At 37.3% G+C, this 26685-nt stretch carries 28 protein-coding genes; 8 read left to right on the top strand and 20 right to left on the bottom strand.

What is annotated here, in order from left to right:
* Positions 1 to 83: 83 nt before the first annotated feature.
* The 11 genes from L6W14_RS05650 to L6W14_RS05600 all read right to left on the bottom strand — a co-directional run bounded on the left by L6W14_RS05650 (position 84) and on the right by L6W14_RS05600 (position 10415).
* A complete protein-coding gene (locus L6W14_RS05650) occupies positions 84 to 806 on the bottom strand; it encodes a gamma-glutamyl-gamma-aminobutyrate hydrolase family protein (RefSeq protein WP_237899801.1) in 723 nt (240 codons plus the stop codon).
* Between the two features lie 33 nt (positions 807 to 839).
* Complete coding sequence (locus L6W14_RS05645; RefSeq protein ID WP_237899799.1) at positions 840 to 1592, bottom strand: prepilin peptidase; 753 nt, start codon at positions 1590 to 1592, stop codon at positions 840 to 842.
* Between the two features lie 66 nt (positions 1593 to 1658).
* Complete coding sequence (locus tag L6W14_RS05640; RefSeq protein ID WP_237899797.1) at positions 1659 to 2351, bottom strand: hypothetical protein; 693 nt, start codon at positions 2349 to 2351, stop codon at positions 1659 to 1661.
* On the bottom strand, positions 2348 to 2941 hold the full coding sequence (locus L6W14_RS05635) for a PilN domain-containing protein (protein ID WP_237899796.1): 594 nt from the start codon (positions 2939 to 2941) through the stop codon (positions 2348 to 2350). The genes L6W14_RS05640 and L6W14_RS05635 overlap by 4 nt, the downstream gene beginning before the upstream one ends.
* Positions 2941 to 3915, bottom strand: a complete 975-nt coding sequence (gene pilM / locus L6W14_RS05630; RefSeq protein WP_131519506.1) for a type IV pilus biogenesis protein PilM — start codon at positions 3913 to 3915, stop codon at positions 2941 to 2943. The genes L6W14_RS05635 and pilM overlap by 1 nt, the downstream gene beginning before the upstream one ends.
* Before the next feature lie 112 nt (positions 3916 to 4027).
* Positions 4028 to 4480 carry a prepilin-type N-terminal cleavage/methylation domain-containing protein gene (locus L6W14_RS05625; protein WP_237899793.1) on the bottom strand — a complete coding sequence of 151 codons (453 nt, stop codon included), beginning with the start codon at positions 4478 to 4480 and terminating at the stop codon, positions 4028 to 4030.
* Positions 4481 to 4536: 56 nt separating this feature from the next.
* Entirely contained in the window at positions 4537 to 5013 is a 477-nt protein-coding gene (locus L6W14_RS05620; RefSeq protein WP_131519504.1) for a prepilin-type N-terminal cleavage/methylation domain-containing protein, read from the bottom strand.
* Positions 5014 to 5138: 125 nt separating this feature from the next.
* Positions 5139 to 6344: a type II secretion system F family protein gene (locus L6W14_RS05615; RefSeq protein ID WP_036080216.1), complete on the bottom strand. Its 1206-nt coding sequence runs from the start codon at positions 6342 to 6344 to the stop codon at positions 5139 to 5141.
* Complete coding sequence (locus L6W14_RS05610; protein ID WP_016991992.1) at positions 6341 to 7387, bottom strand: type IV pilus twitching motility protein PilT; 1047 nt, start codon at positions 7385 to 7387, stop codon at positions 6341 to 6343. The genes L6W14_RS05615 and L6W14_RS05610 overlap by 4 nt, the downstream gene beginning before the upstream one ends.
* An 11-nt stretch (positions 7388 to 7398) precedes the next feature.
* Complete coding sequence (locus tag L6W14_RS05605) at positions 7399 to 9069, bottom strand: GspE/PulE family protein (RefSeq protein WP_369823970.1); 1671 nt, start codon at positions 9067 to 9069, stop codon at positions 7399 to 7401.
* A gap of 17 nt (positions 9070 to 9086) precedes the next feature.
* Positions 9087 to 10415 (bottom strand): G5 domain-containing protein, encoded by a 1329-nt coding sequence (locus L6W14_RS05600; protein ID WP_237899786.1) that lies wholly within the window; start codon positions 10413 to 10415, stop codon positions 9087 to 9089.
* 537 nt (positions 10416 to 10952) lie between these two features.
* Between L6W14_RS05600 and L6W14_RS05595 the strand changes: the two genes are divergently transcribed.
* From L6W14_RS05595 to L6W14_RS05585, 3 genes are read left to right on the top strand one after another with little or no spacing between them, the layout of a single operon-like run.
* Positions 10953 to 11417, top strand: coding sequence for a type IV pilus modification PilV family protein (locus L6W14_RS05595; protein ID WP_237899778.1), 465 nt, complete (start codon positions 10953 to 10955; stop codon positions 11415 to 11417).
* A 1-nt stretch (position 11418) separates the two neighbouring features.
* On the top strand, positions 11419 to 11868 hold the full coding sequence (locus tag L6W14_RS05590) for a PulJ/GspJ family protein (protein WP_131519501.1): 450 nt from the start codon (positions 11419 to 11421) through the stop codon (positions 11866 to 11868).
* Complete coding sequence (locus L6W14_RS05585; RefSeq protein ID WP_131519500.1) at positions 11868 to 13535, top strand: pilus assembly PilX N-terminal domain-containing protein; 1668 nt, start codon at positions 11868 to 11870, stop codon at positions 13533 to 13535. The genes L6W14_RS05590 and L6W14_RS05585 overlap by 1 nt, the downstream gene beginning before the upstream one ends.
* A gap of 185 nt (positions 13536 to 13720) precedes the next feature.
* On the opposite strand, the gene L6W14_RS05580 is transcribed toward L6W14_RS05585, so the two are convergent.
* Positions 13721 to 15808: a DUF2339 domain-containing protein gene (locus tag L6W14_RS05580; RefSeq protein WP_237899768.1), complete on the bottom strand. Its 2088-nt coding sequence runs from the start codon at positions 15806 to 15808 to the stop codon at positions 13721 to 13723.
* 81 nt (positions 15809 to 15889) lie between these two features.
* Positions 15890 to 16141 (bottom strand): phage holin, encoded by a 252-nt coding sequence (locus L6W14_RS05575; protein ID WP_131519498.1) that lies wholly within the window; start codon positions 16139 to 16141, stop codon positions 15890 to 15892.
* A 322-nt stretch (positions 16142 to 16463) separates the two neighbouring features.
* On the opposite strand from L6W14_RS05575, the gene L6W14_RS05570 reads away from it, so the two are divergent.
* From L6W14_RS05570 to L6W14_RS05555, 4 genes are read left to right on the top strand one after another with little or no spacing between them, the layout of a single operon-like run.
* Positions 16464 to 16826, top strand: a complete 363-nt coding sequence (locus L6W14_RS05570; RefSeq protein ID WP_237899766.1) for a GntR family transcriptional regulator — start codon at positions 16464 to 16466, stop codon at positions 16824 to 16826.
* On the top strand, positions 16827 to 17690 hold the full coding sequence (locus tag L6W14_RS05565; RefSeq protein ID WP_131519496.1) for an ABC transporter ATP-binding protein: 864 nt from the start codon (positions 16827 to 16829) through the stop codon (positions 17688 to 17690).
* Positions 17687 to 18382, top strand: coding sequence for a hypothetical protein (locus L6W14_RS05560; RefSeq protein ID WP_237899759.1), 696 nt, complete (start codon positions 17687 to 17689; stop codon positions 18380 to 18382). Before L6W14_RS05565 ends, L6W14_RS05560 begins: the two co-directional genes overlap by 4 nt.
* Positions 18383 to 18406: 24 nt before the next feature.
* The gene (locus L6W14_RS05555; protein WP_237899757.1) at positions 18407 to 19138 is read left to right on the top strand and encodes a CPBP family intramembrane glutamic endopeptidase; all 732 of its coding nucleotides are present in this window, start codon (positions 18407 to 18409) and stop codon (positions 19136 to 19138) included.
* 15 nt (positions 19139 to 19153) lie between these two features.
* On the opposite strand, the gene L6W14_RS05550 is transcribed toward L6W14_RS05555, so the two are convergent.
* From L6W14_RS05550 to L6W14_RS05540, 3 genes are all read right to left on the bottom strand, one after another.
* Positions 19154 to 20509, bottom strand: a complete 1356-nt coding sequence (locus L6W14_RS05550) for a YjiH family protein (protein ID WP_131519494.1) — start codon at positions 20507 to 20509, stop codon at positions 19154 to 19156.
* Positions 20510 to 20895: 386 nt separating this feature from the next.
* Positions 20896 to 21216: a monooxygenase gene (locus L6W14_RS05545; RefSeq protein WP_237899755.1), complete on the bottom strand. Its 321-nt coding sequence runs from the start codon at positions 21214 to 21216 to the stop codon at positions 20896 to 20898.
* Between the two features lie 14 nt (positions 21217 to 21230).
* Positions 21231 to 22154 carry a DsbA family protein gene (locus L6W14_RS05540; RefSeq protein ID WP_237899748.1) on the bottom strand — a complete coding sequence of 308 codons (924 nt, stop codon included), beginning with the start codon at positions 22152 to 22154 and terminating at the stop codon, positions 21231 to 21233.
* A gap of 166 nt (positions 22155 to 22320) precedes the next feature.
* Here L6W14_RS05540 and L6W14_RS05535 point away from each other — a divergent pair, with 166 nt between their 5' ends.
* On the top strand, positions 22321 to 22893 hold the full coding sequence (locus L6W14_RS05535) for a TetR/AcrR family transcriptional regulator (RefSeq protein ID WP_131519491.1): 573 nt from the start codon (positions 22321 to 22323) through the stop codon (positions 22891 to 22893).
* A gap of 60 nt (positions 22894 to 22953) precedes the next feature.
* On the opposite strand, the gene L6W14_RS05530 is transcribed toward L6W14_RS05535, so the two are convergent.
* Genes L6W14_RS05530 through L6W14_RS05515 form a run of 4 tightly spaced genes read right to left on the bottom strand, consistent with a single transcriptional unit; the run spans position 22954 to position 26637 of the window.
* Positions 22954 to 23715, bottom strand: a complete 762-nt coding sequence (locus L6W14_RS05530; RefSeq protein ID WP_237899746.1) for an IucA/IucC family C-terminal-domain containing protein — start codon at positions 23713 to 23715, stop codon at positions 22954 to 22956.
* Positions 23712 to 24539: an ABC transporter ATP-binding protein gene (locus L6W14_RS05525; RefSeq protein WP_131519489.1), complete on the bottom strand. Its 828-nt coding sequence runs from the start codon at positions 24537 to 24539 to the stop codon at positions 23712 to 23714. Before L6W14_RS05525 ends, L6W14_RS05530 begins: the two co-directional genes overlap by 4 nt.
* Positions 24540 to 24587: 48 nt before the next feature.
* Positions 24588 to 25628: a FecCD family ABC transporter permease gene (locus L6W14_RS05520; RefSeq protein ID WP_131519488.1), complete on the bottom strand. Its 1041-nt coding sequence runs from the start codon at positions 25626 to 25628 to the stop codon at positions 24588 to 24590.
* The gene (locus L6W14_RS05515; RefSeq protein ID WP_131519487.1) at positions 25621 to 26637 is read right to left on the bottom strand and encodes a FecCD family ABC transporter permease; all 1017 of its coding nucleotides are present in this window, start codon (positions 26635 to 26637) and stop codon (positions 25621 to 25623) included. Before L6W14_RS05515 ends, L6W14_RS05520 begins: the two co-directional genes overlap by 8 nt.
* Between the last annotated feature and the right edge of the window lie 48 nt (positions 26638 to 26685).

Here is a 26685-nt window from a genome sequence, read left to right as displayed (position 1 = left end):
TATGTTCCTTCTAAGAGCATGTATCCTCTTTTTTACGCAAAAAAGAATCCATATACGATTGGATTCTTTGTATAATGCCCCTTCTAAGCTTCCTTCTTAAATTTTAAGCTCGCTTCAATAAAGGCTGAAAATAGCTTTTGAGCACTCTCATCTCCTGCTATGGCTAGTTCCTCAGGATGCCACTGAACAGCTAAGCAAAATGGCATCTCCTCATGAACTACCGCTTCGATAATACCGTCGCTGGATTTTGCTGCTACTTTTAATTTTTCTGCTAACACATTCACCGCTTGATGATGAAATGAATTCACTGCAATCTTCTCTTGTTCAACGATAGTCGCTAATAGATTGTCAGCAATAACCTGAACAGAATGGGTAGCTACAGCTCGACCTGATTGCTGCATATGTTGAAGTAATTTAGTGCTAAAATGATCACTATCAATATCCTGATATAAAGTACCGCCTAAAGCAACATTTAATATTTGAATTCCTCGACAGATCCCGAAAATAGGCATCTTCCGTTGGAATGCGGCTTCAATTAATGCTAACTCGACCGTATCTCGCGCTGGATGAATTTTTCCAAGTTTTAATGAAGGCTCAGCCCCGAATAGAAATGGGTGCACATCATGACCACCAGATAATAATAAACCGTCCGTAAGGGCTAATATCTGTGCTGCCTCTTCTTCTACTCCCATTGGAATAATCAGTGGAATACCACCTGCTTCAATGATGCTTTTGCTGTAAGCGGCATTTAATCGAGAGGACAAATCATCTTCAACAAAGGCTGTAATACCAATAATAGGTTTCACTTGCTTCCCTCCACATTCTTGAAAATTGAACAATTACCAAAAGCCTAGATACCAATTGATTAATCGATCGCCATAGAAATAAACAATAACTGCGGCCAATGCAATAGATGGCCCAAACGGAATGGGTGTTTTTCTCCCCTGTTTGTTTTTCGATAACATGGTAATCCCGACAATCATACCAATCACTGCTGCTAAAAATAGCGTTAACAGTGTATCAATCGTACCCAGAACGAGACCAATTAAAAAGAATAATTTAATATCGCCTCCACCCATGCCACCGTTTGATAGCACAGCTATGATATATAATATGCCAAAACCAATCACTGCACCCACAAGAGAGTCCCACCACGGTGTTAATGGTGACAGCACTCGTCCAATAGCTAGCAAAGGTAAAAAGAATACTAACACCTTATCTGGAATTAGCATATAGGCCAAATCTGACACAACGATAATAACTAATAAGGAGATAAAAAGGAACGCTACTATCAATTCTATGCCCAAGCCTAGCTGCCAATAAGCAAAGGCAAATAATACACCTGTCATTAATTCTATGACTGGGTAAACCCAAGAAATTTTATTGCCACAACCCCGACATTTTCCTCCTAAAAATACATAAGACAAAACTGGTACTAAATCAAGCGCCGTTAGTCGTCTCTGGCATTTTGGACAATGTGAAGGAGGATGTACAATCGACTCCTTCTGTGGTACACGTAAGCCAACTACATTATAAAAAGAGCCAAAGACAAGTCCAAATAAAAAAATAAAGATCGTATAAGCCATTTCCAATTTTATGTCCTCCTAAACCAATAGGCGCCCATACAAATGAAGTATGGTGCGCCTATCAATAAAGTTTTATTGTTGTTCTTCGTAATAGAACGTCGTCACTTGCACTGTTGCCTTTAACGTAAGATCTGCATCTTTCTCAAGCTGTGCCTGCTCTCCTGGCAATTTAAATTCAATCTTATCGGTTTTCATGACACGCTCTAATTGTTCAACCTCCTGTAAAAAGCTTTCAAGAGAATTAAAATCAAGCGCACCCACCTCTAATATAAAAGTAATAAGCTTTAGATTAGTTGGTAAAGAGTCCTCCGAAAGAGATGCAATCGGTGTAGTACTCTCCTTGTTCTGCTGATGACCATTGACCTCTGCTTCAGCCTGCTCCAACATATTGAGATCATTCGATACATCAGAAGGTGTCACAGTGCCGTCTTCACCTTGAACCGTTAAAGACAGTATACGAGTTCCTGTCACCTCTTCAATCTCAGCTAAATCAAGAATAATCTTTTCAACGGCTCTTGTTGCAGGTAGCTTTTTTCTTAAGGCTAATATATTGATAGTAGGCTGTCCCTGCTCCTTGTCTAATTGTGCTAGTTGTTCTTTGACATTAGCTAATTCTTGCTGCACCTGCAATACATTACTCTCTTTTTCATTCACCTCATCCAATTTTGGTGACAGCAAATAATAATACAGCGCAAATAAAATAGCAGCTATCAACGCCAGTAACAAGATCATAGATGAATTTTTACTACTCGTTAATTTATTCATGAGCGTCGTCCTCCAGCTAAATACATAAAATCGATTGTTGCTGTGATGGACACTGAATATCGCGGTACTTCTTTAAATTTTTGTTGGGGTGTTAGCGCCCTTTGTTCACCTAGCTCTATTTCAAAGTTTGAGACAGTGTTAATTTGAGCATCTGTAAAATAGCTACTCATTAAAAGTCGCTCCACATATTTCGATATATCTGTCATCGTTTCAAAATCCACTTCAATATTCACTGTGTTCTCTCCGAAAACGTAGCTACGTAAATAGGAATGAGTTGGTAATAAAGTTTTTGTTTCATCAATTAACGGTGTTACAGGATAAGAAACGCTTTGAATAAAAGTCACAGACTCTTCCAACGAACCCTGATCGACACTTTGTCGTGCGTCTAGCTCTTGCTGCAATTGATCAAGCTGTGTTGTTAATGCCTGTTCCTCTGCAGTCAATCGAGACAATTCACTTTTGGATGTAAAAAATAAAAAAAGGAAATAAGCTACAATAAGTCCCACAATGACAATCACCAAGCTATAAAAAAGCTTGGGAGAGGTTGTTCTTTTTTCAAGTTGTGGTAAGAGGTTTATATCTGGAACCATTAACGAACCTCCTTCAAAGCTAAGCCAAGCAACGTTGAAAATTCTCGCTTAAAGCGAGGAAACGATTTCTCAATTTTTTTCCCATCGACAACCCTCAGTGGTGGTTCTAAATTAGAAGCGAGTAAGTTCCCAATTGATTTCAATAGTGGGTTATCGCCAAGCATGATAATTTCATCCACTGTTTTTTCACCTTTATGTAAAGAAAACTTAAAGAAATTCATCATCCGATCAATCTCTAGAACCTGATCCATTACGACCATTTGATAATTCTCTGATTCGCCATTATAAATAAATTGATAGCTAAACTCATTCTCCTTCTTCCCCTGCCATTGCGTCATATCTACTTCAATGGTTTGATAGCGCAAAAACTCCACTTGGCCATTGGAAAAAATACTGATAGAGAGTTCATTAATCGACCATTCTGCTATTAAATATGTTTTATTAGGCATTAATAAGGACATGTGCTCTAATAAGCGTATATTACAAAGCGCACGAATATCGGCAGCTTCGGGTTCTAATGAAACATCTAACAGCATCCCTACTAGTTTCGTAATCTCTTCAGAAGGCGCAGCAAATAAGATAGCCTTGCCATCCTCGGCATCTGCATCATACACATCAATTAAAGGGTCCTGAAATGGTAAATGAATGGAATGTCCCAATTCCATTTCAGCATATCCTCTTAATTCCTGAGGCTTTACATCTTTAGGGTGCTCAAAGTTTTTTAATAGAACCGTCGTATCAGGGACAAACATGCGAACAGCCTGTTTTTTCCCTGTCCATTTCATTACTTGCTCTTTAATCACCTCAAAAAGAGCTACCTCGTCGATTATTGTCCCATTTTCAACGATTCCAGCTGCTAAGGGGTATTCATAGCCCTGCCACTGATTAGGCTCTGGTCCTTTCGCCACAATCGCACGTAGCACATAATCCTTCAGTTCAATCGAAACATGCGACTTTCTTTTTCTCTTAAACATGTGAAAAGACCTCCTTATCCTATTCAGTATAAATGATTTTTTCAATTAGTCATCCATTTCCCAGCCAGAAACGCAAATTTTCTTGCGCTTCTGAGTGGGTTGGGAGGACTGATTATGGCGTTGTTGTATCTGGAGTAGTTGCAGGCTTTTCTCCTGCGCTTGTTAATAATTTATTTAGATCTTTTTCCGTTATTTCTTTCCCAGTAATTTGGAACTCTTTTGTTTTCAGTTCTTCGAATCTATCATAAGTTATAGTCCAATCCTTACCGTCATATGCAGCTGCTGAATCTTTCAAATCAATACCGTCTACAAATGGTTCTAATGCCTTTGCATTACATTTCCCATCAGTACATGCCCCATCAATATAAGCAATTTTAGCACCTGCTAGAATATTTGATGCCTCCGCTAAAATTGCACGGTCCTTCGACTTATTAATAATATTACCAATTGCAGGTACAGCGATTGCTGCGATAATTGCTAGGATAACAATTACAGCTAATAGTTCAACTAATGTTAAACCTTTCTCATTTTTCAATAGTTTTTTATTTTTCCATTTTTTTAACATAATGAAATCCTCCTTAATAGTTTTATATGAAGTGTGTGTACACGCGCTTCTGAACATTATGGCGAAGCTGCACAATCTCGCCCAATACATTTGCCACCAGTTCCCTTGCTGCCCTTACGAATATCGTCTGCAATATGCTGTAAGGTGGCATTATCAAAATTAATATATTTGCCATTGCTGTAATAAATCGCATGTGCATTGAAATAGTAGGTGCCCTCGATAAATTGGACATTGGCATTCTGACCTTCTTTATCTGCCTCTAATATTTTGCCTGCACTGTCTAAATAACCATCAGATACTAATTTTCCCACTTCAACCATCTGCCATTGATCGGCGGTTGGATGCTCCATAAAATAGAACTGCGCGGCATGAATGACATTGATAGCATCTGCCTTTAATGCCTTATAACGTGAATTATCAATGACATTACTTATAGCTGGAATTGCAATGGCAGCAATGATAGCTAGAATAACAATGACTGCCAATAACTCGACTAATGTCAAGCCCTTTTCGTTCATTACCCTCATTTCCATGTCCAGTCTCTCCTTTAATACTTAACCATGAAGATACCTACTTGCCGCTTCCTTTTGTTAGCAAATCTAAGTAGATATTTCCCATTAAGCGGAACAAAAGGGCATCCATATCAATATTGTAAACATTACATATTTTCATATAGTTGGAACATTGGTAAGAATATAGCCGCAACGATCACTCCTACAACTAGAGCCAGTACCACAATCATTAAAGGCTCAATGAGTGACTTCATGGTATCGACAGCACGGTTTACTTCCTCTTCATAAAAATCAGCGATCTTTTCAAGCATGTAATCCAAGGAGCCTGTTTTCTCACCAATTGAGGTCATTTGTGTAACGAGTGGTGGAAATAGCCAGCTTTTTTCAAGTGGCTCTGATAATGTGCCACCCTTTTCTAAATTATCGCGCGCTTCCAGTACTACTTTCCCCATTACAGGATTACCACCAACCTTTTCGACAATCGTTAGGGCTTGTAAGATTGGTACGGAGCTGCTAAAGAGTGTTGACAAGGTTCTTGTCATTCTCGCGATAATATCCTTTTGCAAAAGCTGTCCAAAGATTGGCATACGCAGTAAAAATACATTGACGGCATAATGAAACTCTTTATTATTTTTATAGAAATAGTGTAGACCCACTACTAATACCAATAGCCCTAAAATCACAAGGTACCAAAACTGAATGAGCCAATCACTAATACCCACTACAATGACCGTTATTAACGGCATTTCCAAATTCATTTCCTTAAATGCATCCATAAAGGTTGGCACAATGAACACCATTAAAAACATACCAACCACTAGTGTTAAAAGCGATAAAATCGCTGGATAGGTCATCGCAGATTGAATTTTTTTCTTAATGTTGTATTGCTTCTCAAGTGTGCTTGCAAGACGATCTAATGTATCGTCGACATTCCCTGTAGCCTCACCAGCACGCATCATATTGACAAATAGCAATGGGAACACTTTGGGGTGTTTGCCTGCTGCATCTGAAAATGCCATACCATTTCGAATATCCTCTTCAACCTGCATTAATGCTCGCTTTAGTGGTTTACTCCGTGTTTGCTCACCCAAAATATGGGTTGCTTCAACGACAGGAACGCCCGCACGAATTAATGTCGCATATTGCCGACAATAAATAACAAATTCCTGGTGCTTCACTTTTGTCCCAAAAGCAATATCTTTATGTAAAATGCTATTTGATTCTTGAAGTTCTCTTGCATTAATTCCTTGTGCTCGAAGCTTTTCCATGGCCACCTTTTTATTCGGTGCCTCGATAATGCCCTTTTTAGGTGCTCCTGTTTTGGTACGACCACTATAACGAAATATCGTCAACTATAATCACCAGCGTTCATATATGGTCTTGCATCCTCTAGTGAAATCTTACCTGTCGTAATTAGGTGCTGCATCGAATATTCCAATGTGTGCATACCCAAAGCTTTACTTGTCTGCATCACACTTGGAATTTGGTGAATTTTTTCGTTACGAATTAAATTTGAAATAGCAGGTGCCTGTACTAAAATTTCTGTCGCAGCAATACGCCCTTTTACATCCTTACGTACAAATAAACGCTGAGAAACAATCCCTTGTAGTACATTCGCAAGCTGCACACGAATTTGACTCTGCTGATGCGGTGGAAATACATCGATAATACGGTCGATCGTCGTTGGTGCACTACTTGTATGCAGTGTAGCCATAACTAAATGCCCTGTTTCAGCAGCCGTAATAGCCGTTGAAATGGTTTCATAATCTCGCATCTCCCCAACTAAAATAATATCTGGATCCTGACGTAATGATGCACGTAAACCATTGGCAAAGCTCATTGTATCGACACCAATCTCACGTTGATTGATGACAGACTTCTTATGTGTATGCAAATATTCAATTGGATCCTCTAACGTAATAATATGTTTAGATCTTGTTTCATTGATATGATCTATCATGGCTGCCAAGGTAGTTGATTTCCCTGAGCCTGTTGGGCCTGTCACTAATATTAAGCCTTGTGGTTTTTCTGCAAGCTTATATAACACCTGTGGCATATTGAGCGCTTCAATAGAAGGAATTTTAGCCTCAATTAAACGAGCTGCAATCGTTACTTCATTTCGTTGATGGTATGCATTGACACGGAATCGACATTTCCCAGGCAATGAAAAGTTAAAGTCCGTTTCTCCCTTGTCCTCAAATTCCTGTTGTTTATGGACAGGAAGAATGACCTTTACCATTTCCTTTAAATCCTCTGTTTCAAGTGGGACTGTGCCGTAATGCTCCAGTTGCCCATGGATACGATATACCGGTGGAATACCTTTCGTTAAATGAAGGTCAGATGCTTTTTCTTCAAATGCACGTGTTAATAATTCAACGATTGAATATGCTGTCATTTTTTTCACCCCTAGTCTGCACTTGCAACACGTAATATTTCTGATGTGGTTGTTTGGCCTGCTACAACCTTTTGTAATCCATCCACTAATAGGGTATGGTAGCCTTTTTCTTTCATATAATCACGGAGGACGCGATCACCAACACGATTTAAAATCATATCCTTTATTTGGCGATCAACAGGGAGGATTTCATGAATCGCCATCCGTCCTCTGTAGCCTGTTTGATTGCAGGCAGGACATCCACGCCCTTTTTTACCATGTGTTACGCCTTCCACCCCATTTTCCTCAAGTATTTCAAGCTCACGAGAAGTGAATATATATGGTTCAGCACAATCACGACAAACTTTTCGTACAAGACGTTGCGCCATGATTCCTACCAGGGAAGAGGATAATAAAAATGGCTCGATCCCCATATCATGGAGCCGTGAGATAGATTCGATGGCACTATTAGTATGCAGTGTACTTAATACTAAATGGCCTGTTAGTGAAGCACGTATAGCAATTTGAGCTGTTTCAAGATCCCGAATTTCCCCTACCATTACAATGTCGGGGTCCTGTCGTAAAATCGATCGTAACCCTACCGCAAATGTTAAGCCGACTTCTTCTTTTACTTGAATCTGATTGATACCATCTAACTGATATTCCACTGGGTCCTCAACCGTAATAATATTGACGCCTTCTTCATTTAAATGAGAAAGTGCTGCATATAACGTAGAGGACTTACCTGAGCCTGTTGGTCCAGTAATTAGCATCATACCGTTTGGATGGGCTATCATTTTCCTGAAAAGTGCTTCATTACTTGCACTAAAGCCTAATTTATCAATATCATTGGCTGAATTGGTTAAATCTAAAATACGCATCACTACCTTTTCACCATAAACTGTTGGTAGTGTCGCTAAACGGATATCGACAGGTCTAAAATTAACATTAGTTTTAATACGTCCATCCTGAGGAATACGATTTTCTGTAATATTTAAATTTCCCATAATTTTAATACGAGCCAACACGACATTTTGCATGTGCTTTGGCAAGGATCGCTCAGTACGTAGCACACCATCTACTCGATAGCGGACACGAAGCTCTGTTTCTTGTGGATCAAAATGGATATCACTTGCGCGCTGTGCGACACCATTGGCTATAATTTGATTCACTAAACGAACAATAGGTGAATCCTCATTCTCGATTTCCTCTTGTGTTTCCGTACTAGTCGCAGCCAAATCCAACATGGCCGCATCCATTGATTCCTGTAAATCATAGTACTTTGTTATCGTCCGATATAAATCATCTTTTGCCGCAATACTTGTCTCGATTTGACAGCCTGTTGTCATACGAACTTCCTCAATGGCGAAATAATCCATCGGGTCTTCCATTGCAATAAATAATTTATTTTTTTCTTTGCGAATCGGCATAATATTTGTCCGCTTCGCCAGCTCCGCGGGAATAAGCTGTAATAATTCGGGACTAATAGAAAACTGATTCAGGCTGATATGAGGGATACCAAGCTGGAATTCTAAGACTTCAATAAGCTGCTGCTCTGTTAAGAAATTTTCTTTGATAAGGAAATCTCCAAGCTTCTCATTTTTCATCTTAGTCGTTAATGCGTACTCAAGCTGGTCAGCAGTAATAACACCTGATTCAACCAGTAAATCCCCTAAACGTTTACGCCCTGGCTTCATTGCCATAAACATACCTCCAATCGTTATGGACTTGTTTGTACAAAATTACCACCCTTATCATAGTAGCCATAGACAATTTCTGGTCCTTCTTGCTTTGTTTCCTCTGGTTTTGAAGGTTTCACATCAGGCAAGCCATTACCATCTAAATCCACTTCTAAATCAGGATCTGATGCAGCAGCCCCTACGTTCTGAGTAGGCGTTGTGTTAATAACAGGCTCCTGCGAAGAACGCGTAACAATTCGATTTTGAGGTGCATAATAATCTCTACTAATGAATTGTTCTTCTGTTGCTCCGTTCTCTACAATGGAACGATAAACTTCCACTCTTGAACCCTCTTTCCCCTCTTGCTCCACTCGTTCTTGTCCAGCCTTTAACTCCTCCGAATAGCGATAAATAATGCGTGGCTTTACAATTTTATCCTTGCTAACACGTACTGTAATGTCCTTGTCTTTCGCGGCTGCAAAAACTTCTATCTTTAATTGATTACCCTCTATAGATGCTTTCAGTTTACCGAGCTGCTCAGACCGATTAATAAATTGTAAGTCTTTTCCTAAAGCTGCATTGATATCTGCCTCAATTCCCTGTTGCAAATAGCTTGGATTTATTTCCTGAGAGTGTCTTTCTAAAATTTCGTAATCCGTTTGAAGAATAACACTATATAGCATTGATGCCACAAAATCTAAACCTGCATCATTGACAACCCCAGCCTGTTCACCTAAAAGTGTAAGTAACGAGATGGATTGATTTGGAACTAGATGGACATCATTTAATAACGGAATGATTTTTGCTACTCCTTGACTATTTGCTGGTAGCTCGGCAATCTGAAAGGCAATCCTTTCCCCGGTTTGCATGGAATCTTCATTGATAACGGCTTCAACCTTATGCTCCTTCAAATAGCTGGCCTGTAAGATTAGTTTCTGGAGTGTTTTATCTGTATCCCAAACACCTGCTTCATTTATTTGCTGCGTAATCGCTTCATTGACGGTAACAGGAATGGGAATATGAACTACTTTTTCTTTTTGCCAAAAAGCATACCAAGGCTTTTTTGTCAGCATTTCGTACTGAGCAATAGCTGCTGATGGATCAAAAACAAATTGTTTCGAGTCAATGGTTTTGGCTATACCATCACTAACAATTTCCATTTCAGCATCTTGCCATTCTGAAATTGCATTTTGTAGCGTAGTTGCCAAATCTGCGGTTTTCACATCGTAGATCTCAATACCTCCAATGGTTGAAGATTCAGGACCTTCTTTAGCAAAAACTGTGTCATTTAGCACAAATGATGGAACAAAAAATCCCACAATTAGAACAATTACCAAAAACAAGCTAATTATTTTTATGTATATTTTCATCCACATCATCCTTTATTTAACTTAGTGGTTTTTCTATTTATATACAAATGATACTACAACTATGGTATTCTGGCACTACTAAAATGCAACTTTGTTCCGATTTTGACTAGATATTTCACATGAAAATTCAAAAATAATTCAACAATTAGTCACAAAGAACTATACATAACCTTAAATTCCTTTCGATACATAGTTTGAATTTGTTATAATAGCCTTAATCAACTATTATAATGCATTATATTTTGAACTTACTTACATAATAAGAAATTTTTATTTTATAATAAATTGAAGATAACTATATCTTTAGCATTAAAAATAATTATGATATTCAGGAGGTTTTACACACCTTATATGATATTTATTTTTATGAACACCAAATGATGAAAGATTTATTAGTCTTCAAACGGCTGAATAAAGCATTGCTCTGAGAAGTCCTCATTATATAGGTATGTGCAAAGAAATCAATAAAATAAAATTGGATACTCAAAACAGATCAAACTATTGATATATCAGTAGTTGTATAGGGAGGGAATTGATTTGATAAAACATCTTAAAAACAATCATGGCATGACGTTGATCGAAGTTGTTGCCGCCCTTTTAATAATAGGCATTGTGTTAATTTCATTTTTCGGCTTACTCGTTCAGTCAAATAAAACAACACATAAGTCAAATGATATTATGGATGCTACTTATGCGGCACAAAAAAAAATGGAGGAGATTTATAATTTGTCTAGCGGTGCTGATTCTTATGATGATTTAACAGGGGGCTATACATTGGATGACGAAAGCCCTAGAACGTCCTTGTCTTCTTTACCTACTAATCAAGTGTATAAATATCTACCACATGAAGAAGATCGTTATACTTACTATTTAACATTAGAAACATTTCCTGAAGATGACACTTATAAAAATGCGATTTATGTGCATCTAAAAGTTATTGAAAACAGCACAAACAGCACAGCCACTATGGAAAATGTGTATATACTAGGGGGGGCAAAATAAAATGAAATGGCTTCGAAATAGCAAAGGTCTTACATTATTCGAAGTGCTTACAGTCGTTGTTATTCTTGCCATCGTATCCATGCTGAGTATTAGTATTGTAACATCTGCTACAAAGCAACAACTTGAGCAAAGTACACATAATCGTGATATTAAGGATATATCCTTTGCATTAAAAGTAATTACGCAGGATTTTCGGAAGAGTGATGACCTCGATTCAGAAAAAGATGAAACAACCGACCCTCCGACAGAACTACACACATTATTGTTAGGTGATGAAATTATATCAACTTATAGATTAGAAAATAATCAAATTATTCGAAATTCAAACGGCAAGGATGAAGTCATTGCATATAGAATATCATCATTTACGATCAGTGGAGGCGCTATTGAAATTATAAGTGAAGATGGTCAAACAGTTACAACAGATATTACTCAAAGGAGAGGAAATTAATGAGTAAACAAATTAAAAATCAACGAGGTTCAGCTCTTGCGCTTGCGTTATTTTTAGTTGTGATTATCTCAATCCTTGGTATTTCTTTACTCAGTGTCTCTTCAAACAGTCTAAAACAAGTAGACTATGAGCGAAAAGATCAGGCGGTTTTTTATATTGCTGAGGCGGGGGTTAATTTAGCTAAAGAGGAAGTAAAATTTAAATTAAGAAAAATTGAAGATGACGCAATTCAAGAAATGACGAGCTGGATTGCTGAACAAAATATTTATCGCAAAGCTAATAAATTACCAAAATTATCAAAGCAAATGGCAATGGAGCATTATGTAAATGAAGTTCTAAAAAAAGAATTTGATAAAGCAATTGATAATGGAGATTTTTCTGACACATCGTTTACTATCTCTCCAGGTAAAATAGCATCTGTTAATCTACAACCGACAAGTGTAGATTTTAAAGTCAAAATCATTTCATCTGGGACAATTGATTCTACTAGGGAGCGTGTAGTTGATCAAGAAATAAAACTTAGACCTTCCCTATATATTAAATTAGATGAGGATGATGAGGAGGAAGATGGCGACGAAATTGGTACTATACCTGGAGGTTGGGAAAATCATACCGTTCTGACATCTGGAGATATTGTATTTAATAGTAGTGGTGAAATTCATGGAGACACATCTTTAAGGTACGGGAATGTTATTTTTAATAACTATTCTGGAAAAATCCTTACTGAAGATGGTTCAATTGGTGGAAATATTAATATGGATAGTACAAAACAGTCCATTACAACTAAAAATCAACAACAAAAGAATGAGTGGCATTACCCTAAAGCCATATTACCACCACTTGCCATTGACCCAAAAAGCTTTTTACCGAATGATTATTGGAAAAGTACATCAGATAAAACAAATCAATTATCTGAGCTTTATCCATTACAAAAATATACGATAACCAAAAGTGGAAATAAAATAGATTTAGTGTCTAATGGTGTATTATCAACAAGAGAGGGGCAGCCATTCGCTTGGCTAAGAACTGATGTAACATTTAATTTAACAGAAGACACTCATTTAAAAGCTATTGAAATTTACAGTAATAGAACAATTACTATTAATGTAGATAAGGAAGTAAATTTATTAGTAGATGATTTTGATATGAATTATGGCACAATAAATGTCACAGGGAATGGGAAGTTGAATTTATATGTAAAAAAATTCACTGCTCTTAACTCTACTACTGGATTTAACGCAAATACAGCAGACCCTTCAAAAGTTAATTTCTATTACGTAGGCTCATCACAATTCACCTTAAATGGTTCGACACCATTTTATGCAACATTATTTAACCAAAGTGCTAATATGTCATTGGGTGGGAGCTCTAAAGTATATGGTAATATTATTTCTGGAGGAAGTAAAATCACTGTTTCTGGAAGTACACCTACTACAGGTCAATATGTTATTGCACCTAATGCTGAGTTAATTATAGATGGGAGCGCTTCTATTAGAGGTTCCGTTATAGCTGACTCTATAAATTTCACTGGTAATGGTAGAATTTACAAAGGTTCTAATTTACCTCCCCTGCCACCAGGTGTAGGGCCATCGGATGATTTCGAAGAATTACCTAACCCTGATGGTGGAAGATTACCTCTTGAAGAAGGCTCTATTATAGAAAGTTAATAACTACAAAGAAATAAACAATGCGAAACCTAATGATTTTCTAAACAAATGAAACAGCCAAGGAGAAATGCAACTCTCATTTGGCTGTTTTATCATCTTTCCTTTTAACATCGTTACAATAAAAGGTATACGCTTTGGTATTTTGTATTTAATGAGTACCTTTTACTAGCAATTATATCTTTATTCTATTCATTTTTCCTCAACAACCTACCCGACAATAGCATTCCAATACCACCAATGGTAATAAATAGAACAGCTCTAATCAGTAAATCAAGGGCAGATAAGTCAAAGAAAATTAGCTTAATAAATGCGATAACTAAAATAATAAAGCCTGTTGTGCGCAATGTTTTTAAATGATGTGTGGAACTAATCCATAGTGATACACTAGCAGTTAAGAATAATGTAATAGTTGTAAGAGCTATACTTAGCTTCCAATCAAGGGCGTTGTTAAACGTAAACTGATGGATCAGCCCCCATATTGAAATCATCGTGAGCACAATCCCCGTACTTACAATGGCGTCCACATATTTCCCCAGACGGTCCTCGTACAATCGATAAATAATTCCTTTTACAAGCACATCAGCGACAATCGCTACAACCACTGCTAAATAAATTAATCTAGTGATAGTGTTTAAGCTTTCCAACATTGACACCCTAGTACTAATCATCAAGGAGACAAGTAGGAAAAATGCGCCAAGTACTGGCGTTAAAGCACGTCCTTTGTAAGTTTCCTCTACAAATAAAGAACCAGTAAATAAGACAGCTAGTACGATACACACTATATATGGAATGTCATTTGTGGCTGTAAAGTATACGGCATCTAGCTTGCTAATATAGGCTAAGAAATAGCCAGCTGTGACCACTGCTAAAATATCGATTACATACAAATCCTTCATGACCTTTTCAAAAGGTGAGAGTGCCTCTTTAGGACGTCTTGCATATAAATAAATAATGATGAAATAGATGATTGGCATAAATAAGCTTAAATGATCGATGCTGAAAAATGGACTTGGTTCATGGAAAACAAAGTTTAGTGTAAATGTCATCACAAGGGAAAGTGAAGTAACGACCTTCATCATACTTGCACGTATTCGTAAGCTCATCATCACGCCTGCAAATGCAATCAAAGGATACAATAAATCATCCACTTTATTCGGAATATTCAATAGAAGTATCATATTACAGAAGGTGATAAACACAAGTGTCACAGCACTATCCAGTACCTCCTGCCATTTTTGACGATAGCTATAAAACGCTACAGCGCCAAATAAAGCCATTAAAATGAGGAGTAGCATTTCTCCATTTTCAAGAGAACGAATGATTAGGTTCAGCAGTAATAAACTAAATGAGCCTAAAGAAAATTGGAGTCCAATGTGAAGTGGCTTCCATTTGGATTGTGCGTTATACAGTAAACACCATATTGCATAAAAGATTGCTAGAATCACAAGTAAGCCAAGTGCAAAAACTACTTGCTGATCACTATTCATAAATGCTATAACACTCACTGCTAGCACTGAAAAGAATGTGGCGATATAAAGGGCTAGCTTTTGCTTGTGCTGGTAAATCACTAACTGCAATGCAGCAAACAATACGACCACAAATAATAAAATAATGACAGCACTAAAATCCATATATTCTAGTAAGTAAGGTAGTAATAATGATGTAAAGGCAACAAAAACAGTTAGTGCTTCATTTTTCTTCAAATAGCTAATGGCAATACCATAGCCAATATAAAGCAGCGTAATGCCTAGTGCTGGAATAAGACCAATGATTTCATATAATATGGCACTCGCTGCGGTTGTTAAAATACCAACAATAAATGCCCCACCATATAAAGAAATCGTTATAGCTGATGAGCCTACTTTCCTACGCTCTAGTACATAGGCTATAACCGCCAATCCCACCGATAGTACATAGGCAAGGATGATTTTCACGCCATCCGATAAATAGCCATAGTCACTGACAAGTTTTAGACCCCAAAGTACGCCCATTACTAAAATAACCATGAATACTTTTGGAAGTGCCCACATAACACGTTCCTCCATCGATGGCTGTGGTTGCACTTCTTTTTCCGCTACTTTAGTCGGGATAGGCTTCGACTCCAGTACTGGTTTTGGTTTAATTGGTTCTGATTGCTTGATCATCGACTGTCTGGCATCAAGAGTATTAATTTTTTCAGCTCTTTGCGAACCTTTTAATACTGACAACTCCTGACGTAAATCTGCCATTTCCTCCTCGAGCTTTGCAATTCTGCGCTCCAATTCAAGGGACATTCAATCATCCTCCCCACTTTATCAATTTTCTAACATTATAACATATTTATCCTTATTGTAAAATTACACTTTTTGTTCATTTTATCTCGGTCTCCGATACATTAAGGCACGTTCACTATCACTAGTACCCCGTGTGGTTGGATCGACAATGACCCCCATTAACACAAGAATGGACAAGACTGTATTTAAAATAGATGATATTTGCTCACTCATCACCCCTGTAAAATCATAGCCAAAAATTGCAGCCACTTGTTGTGCGAGTAAGAGCAGCAATGAAAATAGCCCTAGTAGAAATGGAATATGTTGAAGACGAACCTTCCAATTAATTCTCATAAAAGCTCACCTCCCCCCCTCTTGCCACAGTATATGCATAGTGGTTATGTGACACATATGCAAAAATGGAATTCTCGCCAAGTTACTAGGATTTTTTGATAATATTTTGTGATGCAAACTATTTTCAAACATAGAAAGTGAAGGAAGCTTTTTCATGAATAACATGTTCATCTATTTAGTTTACTTAGAGCCCTCTCAAAAATGAGAAGGTTTTTTTATGTAAAAATTTTTGTGCATTTTTTCTCAAGTCATTGACAATAGATGCCACAAGTTATATGGTTAGTTACATAAGTAATTAACCAACTAACAAGTGAGGTGGATTGTGATTCATTCTTTAAATAACGAAAAGCCCATTTTCCAACAAATACGTGAAAGAATAGAAGATGCCATTCTAGATGGACAGCTACAGCCTGAAGATCGCATTCCATCTACAAATGAGTTTGCAAAAGAATACCAGATTAATCCTGCAACTGCTGGGAAAGGCGTGAATGAATTAGTGGATAAGGGCGTCATTTATAAAAAGAGAGGTGTCGGTATGTTTGTCCATGAAGACGCCAAAAATATTTTAATTACTGAGCGTAAAGAAAGCTTTGTCCAGCAACATATTGAACCATTGAAAAAGGAAGCAAGACGTCTAGGCATTTCAGATGAAGAGTTACAAAAATTGATACAAGGGGGATCATGAATGAAAATTAATGTGAGTAATGTCACGAAATCCTATAAACAGAAAGCAGCTTTGAAAAATATCTCTTTCACCATGGAAGGACCAAAGATTATTGGCCTTTTAGGACACAATGGTGCTGGCAAAACAACTTTTTTGAATTTATTATCAGGCCTCATCTCTACAACAAGCGGAGAAATTTTAGTTAACGGAGAAAATGTCTTTAATGCCCCATCCACATTACGTGATATTTGCTTTGTGGCTGAAAGTGGCAACTTTCAAGAAGAAATGACCATTGCCCAAACATTAAAGGCCAATCGCTTCTTTTATCCAAAATGGGATGAGGAGCTAGCTCAGGAACTGCTACAAGTATTCGCCCTGAATCCAAAAGATAAAGTGCGTAACCTTTCAAAAGGGATGGTCTCCGCACTTGGAATTATTACAGGCTTTGCAAGTTGTACAGCTATAACTATATTCGATGAACCATATATCGGTTTAGATGTAGCCGCACGTAATATGTTTTATGATTTGTTAATTGAGCAGCAAACAGAAAATCCGCGATTATTTATTCTATCTACACATTTAATCGATGAGGCGAGCGAGCTATTTGAGGAAATTTTCATTCTACATGAGGGCGAACTTTTGCTCCAAAAGACCACTGATGAATGGCGAGATCATATTGTGGCTGTAAAAGGCAATGCCTCAGATGTTGAGAGAGCAATTGGGGATTTACAAGTAATCTATCAACATACATTTATGCAAGAGATGACAGCTATTGTCTTCGCAAATGGTCAATCCATTGAAGATCAGAACATTACGCTTGAATCTGTTTCTCTTCAAGATATGCTCGTCTATTTAAGTAAACAGAAAGTGAGGCCAGGGCGATGAACACGATGAAAGGCAGTTTTTATATCTTATTTCAAAGCTATAAGAAGCAAAATATTATTTTTTGGAGCATTTTATTTTCGATTGTGCTTTTGTCATTTTTCTTAGATGCATTTTTTGGTCAATATGTATCATTTGCTATGACTATTTCAATTCCTGTTTATATTTTTTACAGTATGATGGCAACAAAACTTCTCAATAAAACCTTACCCTATTTTTTAAAGCTAGGATTAAGTCGTCAGCAATATATGTTGTATGTCGGGCTATTTTTTATCAGCTGGAGTCTGGTCGGTGCCTTGATTATTGCGTGTGCTCATCAAATCATTTCTTATGTTTCTACCCTATTCAATATCAAAGATATTATTATCATCCACCCTATCTTATTTTTTGATATTACCCATTCATTTTTACAAACAGTAGTATTGGATACGGTCTTGCTTTTATTTTGTCTAAGTTCTGGCCTTCTCCTTAACGTTGTTTTTTATCGTTTAGGCATACTAGGAGGCTATAGCTTAATTGGTTTCCTAGCATTAATACCTATATTAATGGTGATCTTTGAATGGTATTCTCCGTTGTATCAACTATTAGCCAATTCATCTATATTAGCGATTTTAGGGAGCATGTTTGTTTTTAGTATTTTCCTCTATCTAGTTATTTCAGCTAGTATGCGAAAGGTTTCTGTAAATCCTGTATAAATAGAATAGGAGGAAGATAATAACATGAACCCAAAAATGTTGATAAAAATAATTGGTTTAGAGTCTCTACTCCTATTTTTCTATGTTTTAAATGGTGCCTTTGTTTCTATCAAACAACCTTTAAGCCCTTTTCTACAGTTTGCGCTGTTAATCCCATTTGCATTAGGTCTCTTCATATATATAGCGACGAAAAAGAAATGGAGAGAATATTTCTTTTATCCTATTAAAAAGAATCATTTCTTCATCACCTTACCGCTTCTTCTTATTTTCGGCATCATCTTAGTAAGCACAAAAGGATTGAATATGACATCTATTAGTGATTTAGTTGTCATGTTTATCATGCAAATTTTCATTGTAGCGTTTATTGAGGAGTCTGTATTTAGAGGCATTATGCTACGCATGCTATTAGCAAAAGGGGCTTTTTCTGCTGTCTGGATTTCTAGTATATTGTTTGGCGTCACACATGCGTTACAATTACTAGGTGGCCAATCTCTAGAAGATACGATTCTTCAAATCATCTATGCTCTTTTAGTTGGCCTTGTTCTAGCTTTACTTGTATTGGAAGGTCAATCAATTATCGTAACAATTATTTTCCATGGACTGAATAATTTCTTTAACATTATGGGAAATACGGCAGGCTCCATGTTAAGTGCCTATCTTATCATTTTAGTACTCTTTATCTACATGCTGACGTTATGGAGACGTCTAAAGAAAATCGATCACAATCTGTTTATGAAAAATGCCAAGTCCATTTAAGACTTGGCATTTTAGTTAGAAGAGTAGGTGACCAACCAATGCGGCAATTGGAAGAGAAATAAGCGTACGTAGTATAAATAAGACGACTAAATCCAAAAATTTCAATGGAATTTTTGTACCTAAAATAAGTCCACCTACCTCAGACATATAGATTAGCTGTGACACAGAAACAACTGCAATAACAAATCTAGTAACATCCGATTCAATCCCTGCCCCTAAAATAGAAGGTAGAAACATATCGGCAAAGCCAACAACCATTGTTTGCGCTGCTTCAGCCGCTTCAGGTAAGCCAAGGACGGTTAAAATTGGCTCGAATGGTTTTCCTAAAATCACAAAAATACTTGTAAATTCAGCAAGCATTAAGGCAATTGTCCCAAAAGCCATAACGATAGGGGCAACACCCACCCATAAATCAATTACATTTCTAGAGCCATCTTTGAAAAATTGTCGAGGATCACGATTTGCATGCGCAATAGCAAGTGCATTTTCTAAGCCATGTGAGACAGAATTATAGCCCTCTGGTAATTTCTCACGTGAATAATCTACTGGTGTCCCATCTATATATGTATCTTCTTTTTTCGCAAGTGGATAGATTCGAGGCATAATAATGGCTAATACAATTCCACAAAGGACTACTGTCAAATAATAAGGAATAAAATAGCGTGCCAAATGCACAGTATCCAGCACAACGATACAGAATGTGATGGACACTACTGAGAAACTTGTGGCAATAATCGCAGCTTCTTTTTTTGTATAGTTCCCCATCTCATATTGTTTACTTGTCATTAACACACCTATTGTGCCATCACCAACCCATGAAGTAAGAGCATCAATGGAAGAACGCCCTGGACTTTTAAACAGTGGCCGCATAATTTTCACCATCATTGTCCCGAAAAATTCAAGTAAACCGAAGTTTGTTAAAAATGGTAAAAGGAAACCAGCAAACAAAAAAATGGTAAATAAAAACGTCACAAGTCCCTCATTTGGATCCATTAGGAGTCCACCTGTATTTTCATTATTAATGGCAGAAGGTCCAAAATTAAAGACCACCATTGAAGCAAAGGCTAAACCGATAAAACGAGTAATGGTCCAAAACCAATTAACATAAAACAATGAATCTAAAATACTAGGTTCTTTAGCATTTTTACGAGGGATAAATTTCGCTATCAGTGCACCAATCGCAGAGATGGCAAACATTATAATTGTAAAATAGCTAATGACCGGAGCCACAATCCCCGCTAAAACATTGGCTAGTATGGCAATGGGCACTTTCCAGCCCTCTTCTGTTAAAAGGGGGGTCATAAATAGAAAGATACCAATTAAAGACGGAATAATGAAGTAAAAATATGTAGCAACAGAATACTTTTTCATTTTTTTATAAAACCTCATCTCTTTTAATCTCAATAATTTATGTATTTTGCATTACAACAATTAAAATAGTGTTTATAAGAAACATTTATTTATCCATCGTTGTACTACTATACAAGCAAATATATGTTGTGTTCATTCACTACCTCATCCCTCCTTCTGTTATAGGACTATTTTAAAAGCTTTGAAGTATTGAGCATTAAATAGAATAACACTCACATTATTCATGTTTTTATACCATTAACGTGTTATAAAACTATTGTAAACGCTACAACACATTTGGTTCAACCTCGCAATATTCTGAATTTTTATACATCCATAAATAAAAGAGTCTAACTTCTTAATTCGAAATTAGACTCCTGTGAATGAGCTAGCAATTCTAGTATACATCAGCATTTTTTTAATTGTTTTACTGGACCTTTCGTGACTTCAGTCAGTTTTGAATTGATCGCAAAGATTTTTGCGTTGATAGTAGTAATCCCAAATTCAGCTAGCCTTTTGGAATGCATTTCTATATATTGTTCAGCTGTGCGTTTAGATTCGAATAGATAGATGCCGCCTGCTTCGTTTGTTTCAGGGCTCTCTGTCCAAATTTTCCACAAAAGTCCTTCCTCTTCATAAATACTTTTGGCTAAATCAGAAAACGCTTCTGTCATCTCATCACCAAATGGTCCATCCAATTTAAAATCTACCTGTAATACGTATGTCATTGCCATTCTCCTCATTATTTAGTAGTAATATAACATTCACCGAGTATTTCTTTCATTTCATATTGCTCTGATGAAAGCTCTTTTTTCACATAAGATATAACCTCTGACTTTTCCAAATCATACATGACTTCAATTTCTTTCGAAAATAGAAGCTTTTCTTTTTCAAGCAAGCTTAAAAGAGATGGCTGTTGCTTTGGTTGCAGCTCTTCCAAATTGAGAACCTGTTTTAGTCCTTCCACATAGTTTACAAATGGACGCCCACCAACAATTTTCAACCCTTTATTATCTTCATTCATCATAATAATAGTTGGAAATCCTCTTACGCCTAGATTTCTTGCAAGGTCAAAATCTTCATTTAATAACGGTTGCCCGTTTGTTTGTTCTGATTCGTTTACAATAGCCGCTCCATCAAGCCCCAGTCTATTTACAATGTCAATCATAACGGATGTATCTGCAATATTTTGATTGAATACGAATAGCGCTTCTCTTGCTCTGCGCAAATATTCAAATGCTATAGCATCATGCTGATTTTTTTGAATCACTTTAAAAACACGAGATGGTGGATAGGATGATTGCACTGGATTGTTCATCATCACTGTTCCATCTATTGGCATGCGATAATTTTCTCCCACTTCTCTCCAGTGTCCTACAACGTCGGCAGGTCCAGATATTCCATTAGCAGGGTCTACTGGACCATCACCCCATTTTTCTAGTAATCCTCCCATAATCGTATGAAAGTTAAAATAGTGTCCGTACTGCTCGATAAAACGTCGAAGAACGGGTTCGAGTGCCCAACAATGAGAACATATTGGATCAGTTACATAGTATACTTCAATGGATTTCTTTGGTTGATTAAAATCAATTATCCCCAATTCCTCCTCGCCAGCTACTCCACATACACCTGTCTCTAAATCACAAACCATTGGATGATTCTTCAATTGACTATCCCCTTTTCTTACTTTCATTAAAAATAAATATATAACACTCTTATTTGCCTTACAGTTGTATTTTATTCATAATAAAATCATCAATAAACCAATAATCTATTTGAATTGTTGTATATACAACACTTTGAAGAAATTGTTTAAAAAGGAGTGCTAAGTAATGACCTCATCTAAGACAGATCTTCGTGTTATACGGACTCGTAAATTAATCATGGATTCTTTCATTGCACTTTCTAGTAAAAAAGAGTTCAAGGATATAACGGTTAAGGATATTACGACAGAGGCCATGATTAATCGTGCAACTTTTTATTATCACTTTGAAGATATATATGATTTGTTAGAGAAGGTCCTATCAGAAGTATTATTAGTTAATTTGAATGATGACTTTCTACAACATAACGAACTTAATGAAGGAGCTTTCCTTATTCTCTTTAAAGCGATAACTAATTTTCAAAAGTCATTGTCTAATCGTTGTCATCGAGGCTATGAAGAGACAATTGCTCGAATTATTAGAGAGCAGCTTGAAATTATCTTTTACAAAATGTTATTGAAACAAAATGCAGCGACAGGGAACGAAGCGCTAAAAATGACTGCTGTAATATTAAGCTGGGGAATCTACGGCGCTTCTATAGAATGGAGAACTAGCAATCAGGAGATACAGCCTGAAGAATTTATCAAACCTGCAATTCCTTATTTATTGGCAGGTATTGACAACCAACATAAAAGTGAATAAACACTTATGAAATGATAAGTGTTTACTCACTTTTGGTGGTTAGAGATTTTGTTGTTATGATCATCTTTTTATTTTTGGACAGGAGATACAAAAATCATTTGCTTCTTCAGAGGTATGATAATAGAAACAACATGTTTTTCTCAAGCGTACAGGTTGCTCCGATTCCATAATCGTCACTTTAGGACCACAATAGTTCGTCAAAGGATTTTTTCTTTCTCCAAAAATAGAGCCTGGTGCTAGGTTTACAATATAATGATAATCCTCTTGTATACGGGCCTTTTCTTGCTCACTGGCTCCTTCCCCTATTTTTGTTTCATAGAGCCAATTCACATAAATAGCTGTGTTTTCCCATAAGATTGTTTTTGGAATTTTACTTATTTCCGCCAATGACTGCCAAACCTTCGCTAAATTATTCGCAAAGATTTCTCTAAGAACCTCATCACGCCATTTTTCTCGGTCTTCAGTAGGTATTGACACTGTGCGATTGATTAGCCGAATTTTGGGAAGCCAAGGTTTTGTATATTCCGCTTCTACCCACATATTATCAATTCTGCAATGTAGTCCTTTATCGTATCTGGACATAGCATAGAAGGCTGAAGCTATCGTTAAGACGCTATAGCGCTTCGCAAATAACGATGCCGTAACTAGGATAGAGGGCGATTGAAAGAAATGGGCAATCTTTTGTAAATAATCTAGAGCTTGTTCATTGTCCAATAAATTTTTGGCATATAAAGAGTATGTAGCATCTACTGCAGGCTCTATCGCCAATCGATAGTCTCTTAGTAACACGGATGTTTCTTCAGCTGACAGTGATAGGCTCAACAGATCCCTACCTCCTCTAATTCCACTGTTTGAACTGTTCGCCCCTTGCCATGTGGCACACATAAAGGTGTACCAAAGAGCGGGTCTTTAATAATGGTACAATCCATACGAAAAACAGCCTGGACCATCTCTTCTGTCACCACTTCCTCTGGCTTGCCTTGGGCATAAACCTGTTTATTACGCACAGCCACAATATGATGGGCATAGCGACAGGCTAAGTTTAAATCGTGTAATACCATAACGACGGTACGCCCTTCATTTTCATTTAAATCAAATAGTAAATCTAAAATTTCTACTTGATGAGCCATATCTAAATATGTAGTAGGTTCATCTAGTAAAATTAGATCTGTTTTTTGAGCCAATGTCATAGCAATCCATACACGTTGCCGCTGACCACCTGACAATGCATCTACTGGGCGATCAGCAAATTCAGTCATCTGCGTTACTGCAAGCGCATTGTTTACAATTTCTTCATCCTCCGTAGACCATTGTTTTAACCAACTTTGGTGTGGATAACGACCTTGCTTAATCAATTGCTGAACAGTTAATCCTTCTGGTGCAACAGGGCCCTGCGGCAGAATAGCTAAACGTTTCGCCACTTCTTTCGTTGAAATGGCATCTAGTTTATTCTGATCTAAAAAAATTTCACCCGACTTCGCTTTTTGTAGTCGTGCAAATGTCCGAAGTAGTGTAGATTTTCCACAACCGTTGGCCCCAACTAGTACTGTAATTTTTCCTTTTGGTATTTGAAGATTCAAATCCTCTAAAATAAGATTTTCTCCATAACTTACATGTAAATTTTGTGCTTCTAAGACATTTTTCAAAACCCTGTCACCTTCTTCTCCTGCTTTTAATTTTTTTATCATGAAGCTTTATTGATTGCGCGTTCTAAATAATAAATAAATAAAGAATGGTGCGCCAATTGCAGCAGTAAAGACTCCTGTAGGTAAGTCCTTTGGTAAAAAGGCTGTGCGTGCCACCATATCAGCCAGAATGACAATGATTCCACCTATAATAGCTGTCACAGGAATTAATCCTGCAAAGGAACGCCCAACAAGCATTCTGCTCATATGAGGAGCCACTAATCCAACAAAGGCAATGCCACCAGCAAAAGCTACTGCAGAACCAGCTAGCATGACACTAATGAGTAGAAAAAGTAATCGATACACTTGTACTTTTACTCCTAGCCCTATCGCTATTTCATCGCCTAATTCCTTCACATTCACCGTTCTTGCTAAAATAAATGTTAGTGGCACTAAAATGACTAGCCACGGTAATAGCAAATAGACATCCTGCATATTGGCCCCATACAAACTACCTGTCAGCCATAAATAGGCTTTCGTTGTAGCGGCTACATTACTGATTACAAGCAGCATCGTCACAACCGCCTTTGCTAAGGCTGAGATACCAATTCCAATTAGTACCATCCGAATGGGTGTGACTCCTTTTCTCCATGATAGTAGATAAATGATGAAGGAGACAATACCAGCACCTAATATAGCAGCTAACGGTAAAAATTGAATACTGACTGAGCCCATAAAGTACACGATAAAAATAATTGCCCCCATCGATGCTCCACTCGTTACACCAATAATATCTGGGGCAGCAAGAGGGTTACGGATAATTCCTTGTAAAATTAAACCGGCAACTCCCAGCGCAGCACCAACTAATAAGGCCATTAAGACACGCGGGAGCCTTAATGTATGTAAGACAAAATCGTAATCTCCATTGCCATAGCCTAATAATTCTTTCACCACTGTGACAGGATGGATAAACTCGCTCCCCGCAGATAAACCAAGAACCGTAATGAGGACTAATAATAAGCTTAATAGTAGTAGAATCCAAGCCGTTCTTTTAGCAATTTGAAAAGATATACGATTAGTTTTCGTTCGAACCGACACATAATTAGGCATTTTTTGCTAACCCCTTTCGTGCAATATAAATGAAGAAAGGAGCTCCGATTAAGGCTGTCATGACACCAATCGGCATTTCCAATGGCATAATCACATATCTTGCCGCAATATCAGCCAACAGTAGCAATATTGCTCCCAACACGGCACTGTAGGGAATAATCCAGCGATAATCCGTGCCAACAAGATGGAGCGCCATATGAGGGACAATCAAGCCAATAAAGCCTATTGAACCTGCAACAGCTACTGAACTGCCTGCCAGTATGATAATAATTATGCCTAGCGTGATTTTCGTAATCATTGTTCGTTGTCCTAATCCTTTGGCAATATCATCTCCTGATTGTAAAATATTGATTGAACGCCCCATAAATATTGCCACAACTGTCACTCCTAAAATAAACGGTAAGACAGGCACGAGCATTTCAATACTACGCCCCGATACAGAACCCGCTAACCAAAACAGGACACTTTGTAAACCTTGTTCATCGATGACTAAAAGCCCCTGCGTAAACGAGACAAATAGAGCTGTAATCGCTGCACCAGCTAATACTATTTTTATCGGTGTTAACCCATCTCTTCCTAATGAGCCTAGGAAAAAAACCATCGCCCCCGCTGCACCTGCCCCTAAAAAGGCAATCCACATATAGCTCATTAAAGATTGAACGGAAAAAAGAGTAATAGCACTGACAATAAAAAATATGGCCCCTGCATTAATACCTAAAATATCAGGAGCTGCTAAAGGATTTCTTGTTAATGCTCGCATTAATGCGCCCGCAATGGCAAGGCTTGCGCCAACTACTGTAGCGATCACAGCTCTTGTAAATCTAGATGTTCGAATAATGACATGCTCCTTGTTAGCAGCATCAAAATGAAAAATAGCATCATAGATTGACGAAAAAGGTATGGACGTTTGACCAATAGCTATGCTGAATATAAATGCCAGCAAAAGAATCAAACAGCTGATGAATAAACCTATTTGTTTCATCGGTGTACTGGAAAGAATAATTCTCATGTTATGCCAACTTTCTTGATCCACGATTTAGCTTTTGTAGGTTTCTAT

This window comes from Lysinibacillus sp. ACHW1.5 (assembly GCF_022014815.1).
Taxonomy (GTDB): domain Bacteria; phylum Bacillota; class Bacilli; order Bacillales_A; family Planococcaceae; genus Lysinibacillus; species Lysinibacillus capsici.
Note: the sequence above shows the minus strand (reverse complement) of the source record. Positions and strands in the feature narration are given on the sequence as shown.

What these genes read in the sequence shown, in the direction of transcription:
- L6W14_RS05640 (WP_237899797.1), bottom strand. Translation starts at nt 2,351, where the DNA reads ATGAATAAATTAACGAGTAGTAAAAATTCATCTATGATCTTGTTACTG.
- L6W14_RS05635 (WP_237899796.1), bottom strand. Translation starts at nt 2,941, where the DNA reads ATGGTTCCAGATATAAACCTCTTACCACAACTTGAAAAAAGAACAACC.
- pilM (WP_131519506.1), bottom strand. Translation starts at nt 3,915, where the DNA reads ATGTTTAAGAGAAAAAGAAAGTCGCATGTTTCGATTGAACTGAAGGAT.
- L6W14_RS05625 (WP_237899793.1), bottom strand. Translation starts at nt 4,480, where the DNA reads ATGTTAAAAAAATGGAAAAATAAAAAACTATTGAAAAATGAGAAAGGT.
- L6W14_RS05620 (WP_131519504.1), bottom strand. Translation starts at nt 5,013, where the DNA reads ATGGAAATGAGGGTAATGAACGAAAAGGGCTTGACATTAGTCGAGTTA.
- L6W14_RS05610 (WP_016991992.1), bottom strand. Translation starts at nt 7,387, where the DNA reads ATGACAGCATATTCAATCGTTGAATTATTAACACGTGCATTTGAAGAA.
- L6W14_RS05605 (WP_369823970.1), bottom strand. Translation starts at nt 9,069, where the DNA reads ATGGCAATGAAGCCAGGGCGTAAACGTTTAGGGGATTTACTGGTTGAA.
- L6W14_RS05600 (WP_237899786.1), bottom strand. Translation starts at nt 10,415, where the DNA reads ATGAAAATATACATAAAAATAATTAGCTTGTTTTTGGTAATTGTTCTA.
- L6W14_RS05590 (WP_131519501.1), top strand. Translation starts at nt 11,419, where the DNA reads ATGAAATGGCTTCGAAATAGCAAAGGTCTTACATTATTCGAAGTGCTT.
- L6W14_RS05585 (WP_131519500.1), top strand. Translation starts at nt 11,868, where the DNA reads ATGAGTAAACAAATTAAAAATCAACGAGGTTCAGCTCTTGCGCTTGCG.
- L6W14_RS05580 (WP_237899768.1), bottom strand. Translation starts at nt 15,808, where the DNA reads ATGTCCCTTGAATTGGAGCGCAGAATTGCAAAGCTCGAGGAGGAAATG.
- L6W14_RS05575 (WP_131519498.1), bottom strand. Translation starts at nt 16,141, where the DNA reads ATGAGAATTAATTGGAAGGTTCGTCTTCAACATATTCCATTTCTACTA.
- L6W14_RS05565 (WP_131519496.1), top strand. Translation starts at nt 16,827, where the DNA reads ATGAAAATTAATGTGAGTAATGTCACGAAATCCTATAAACAGAAAGCA.
- L6W14_RS05560 (WP_237899759.1), top strand. Translation starts at nt 17,687, where the DNA reads ATGAACACGATGAAAGGCAGTTTTTATATCTTATTTCAAAGCTATAAG.
- L6W14_RS05555 (WP_237899757.1), top strand. Translation starts at nt 18,407, where the DNA reads ATGAACCCAAAAATGTTGATAAAAATAATTGGTTTAGAGTCTCTACTC.
- L6W14_RS05550 (WP_131519494.1), bottom strand. Translation starts at nt 20,509, where the DNA reads ATGAAAAAGTATTCTGTTGCTACATATTTTTACTTCATTATTCCGTCT.
- L6W14_RS05545 (WP_237899755.1), bottom strand. Translation starts at nt 21,216, where the DNA reads ATGACATACGTATTACAGGTAGATTTTAAATTGGATGGACCATTTGGT.
- L6W14_RS05535 (WP_131519491.1), top strand. Translation starts at nt 22,321, where the DNA reads ATGACCTCATCTAAGACAGATCTTCGTGTTATACGGACTCGTAAATTA.
- L6W14_RS05520 (WP_131519488.1), bottom strand. Translation starts at nt 25,628, where the DNA reads ATGCCTAATTATGTGTCGGTTCGAACGAAAACTAATCGTATATCTTTT.
- L6W14_RS05515 (WP_131519487.1), bottom strand. Translation starts at nt 26,637, where the DNA reads ATGAGAATTATTCTTTCCAGTACACCGATGAAACAAATAGGTTTATTC.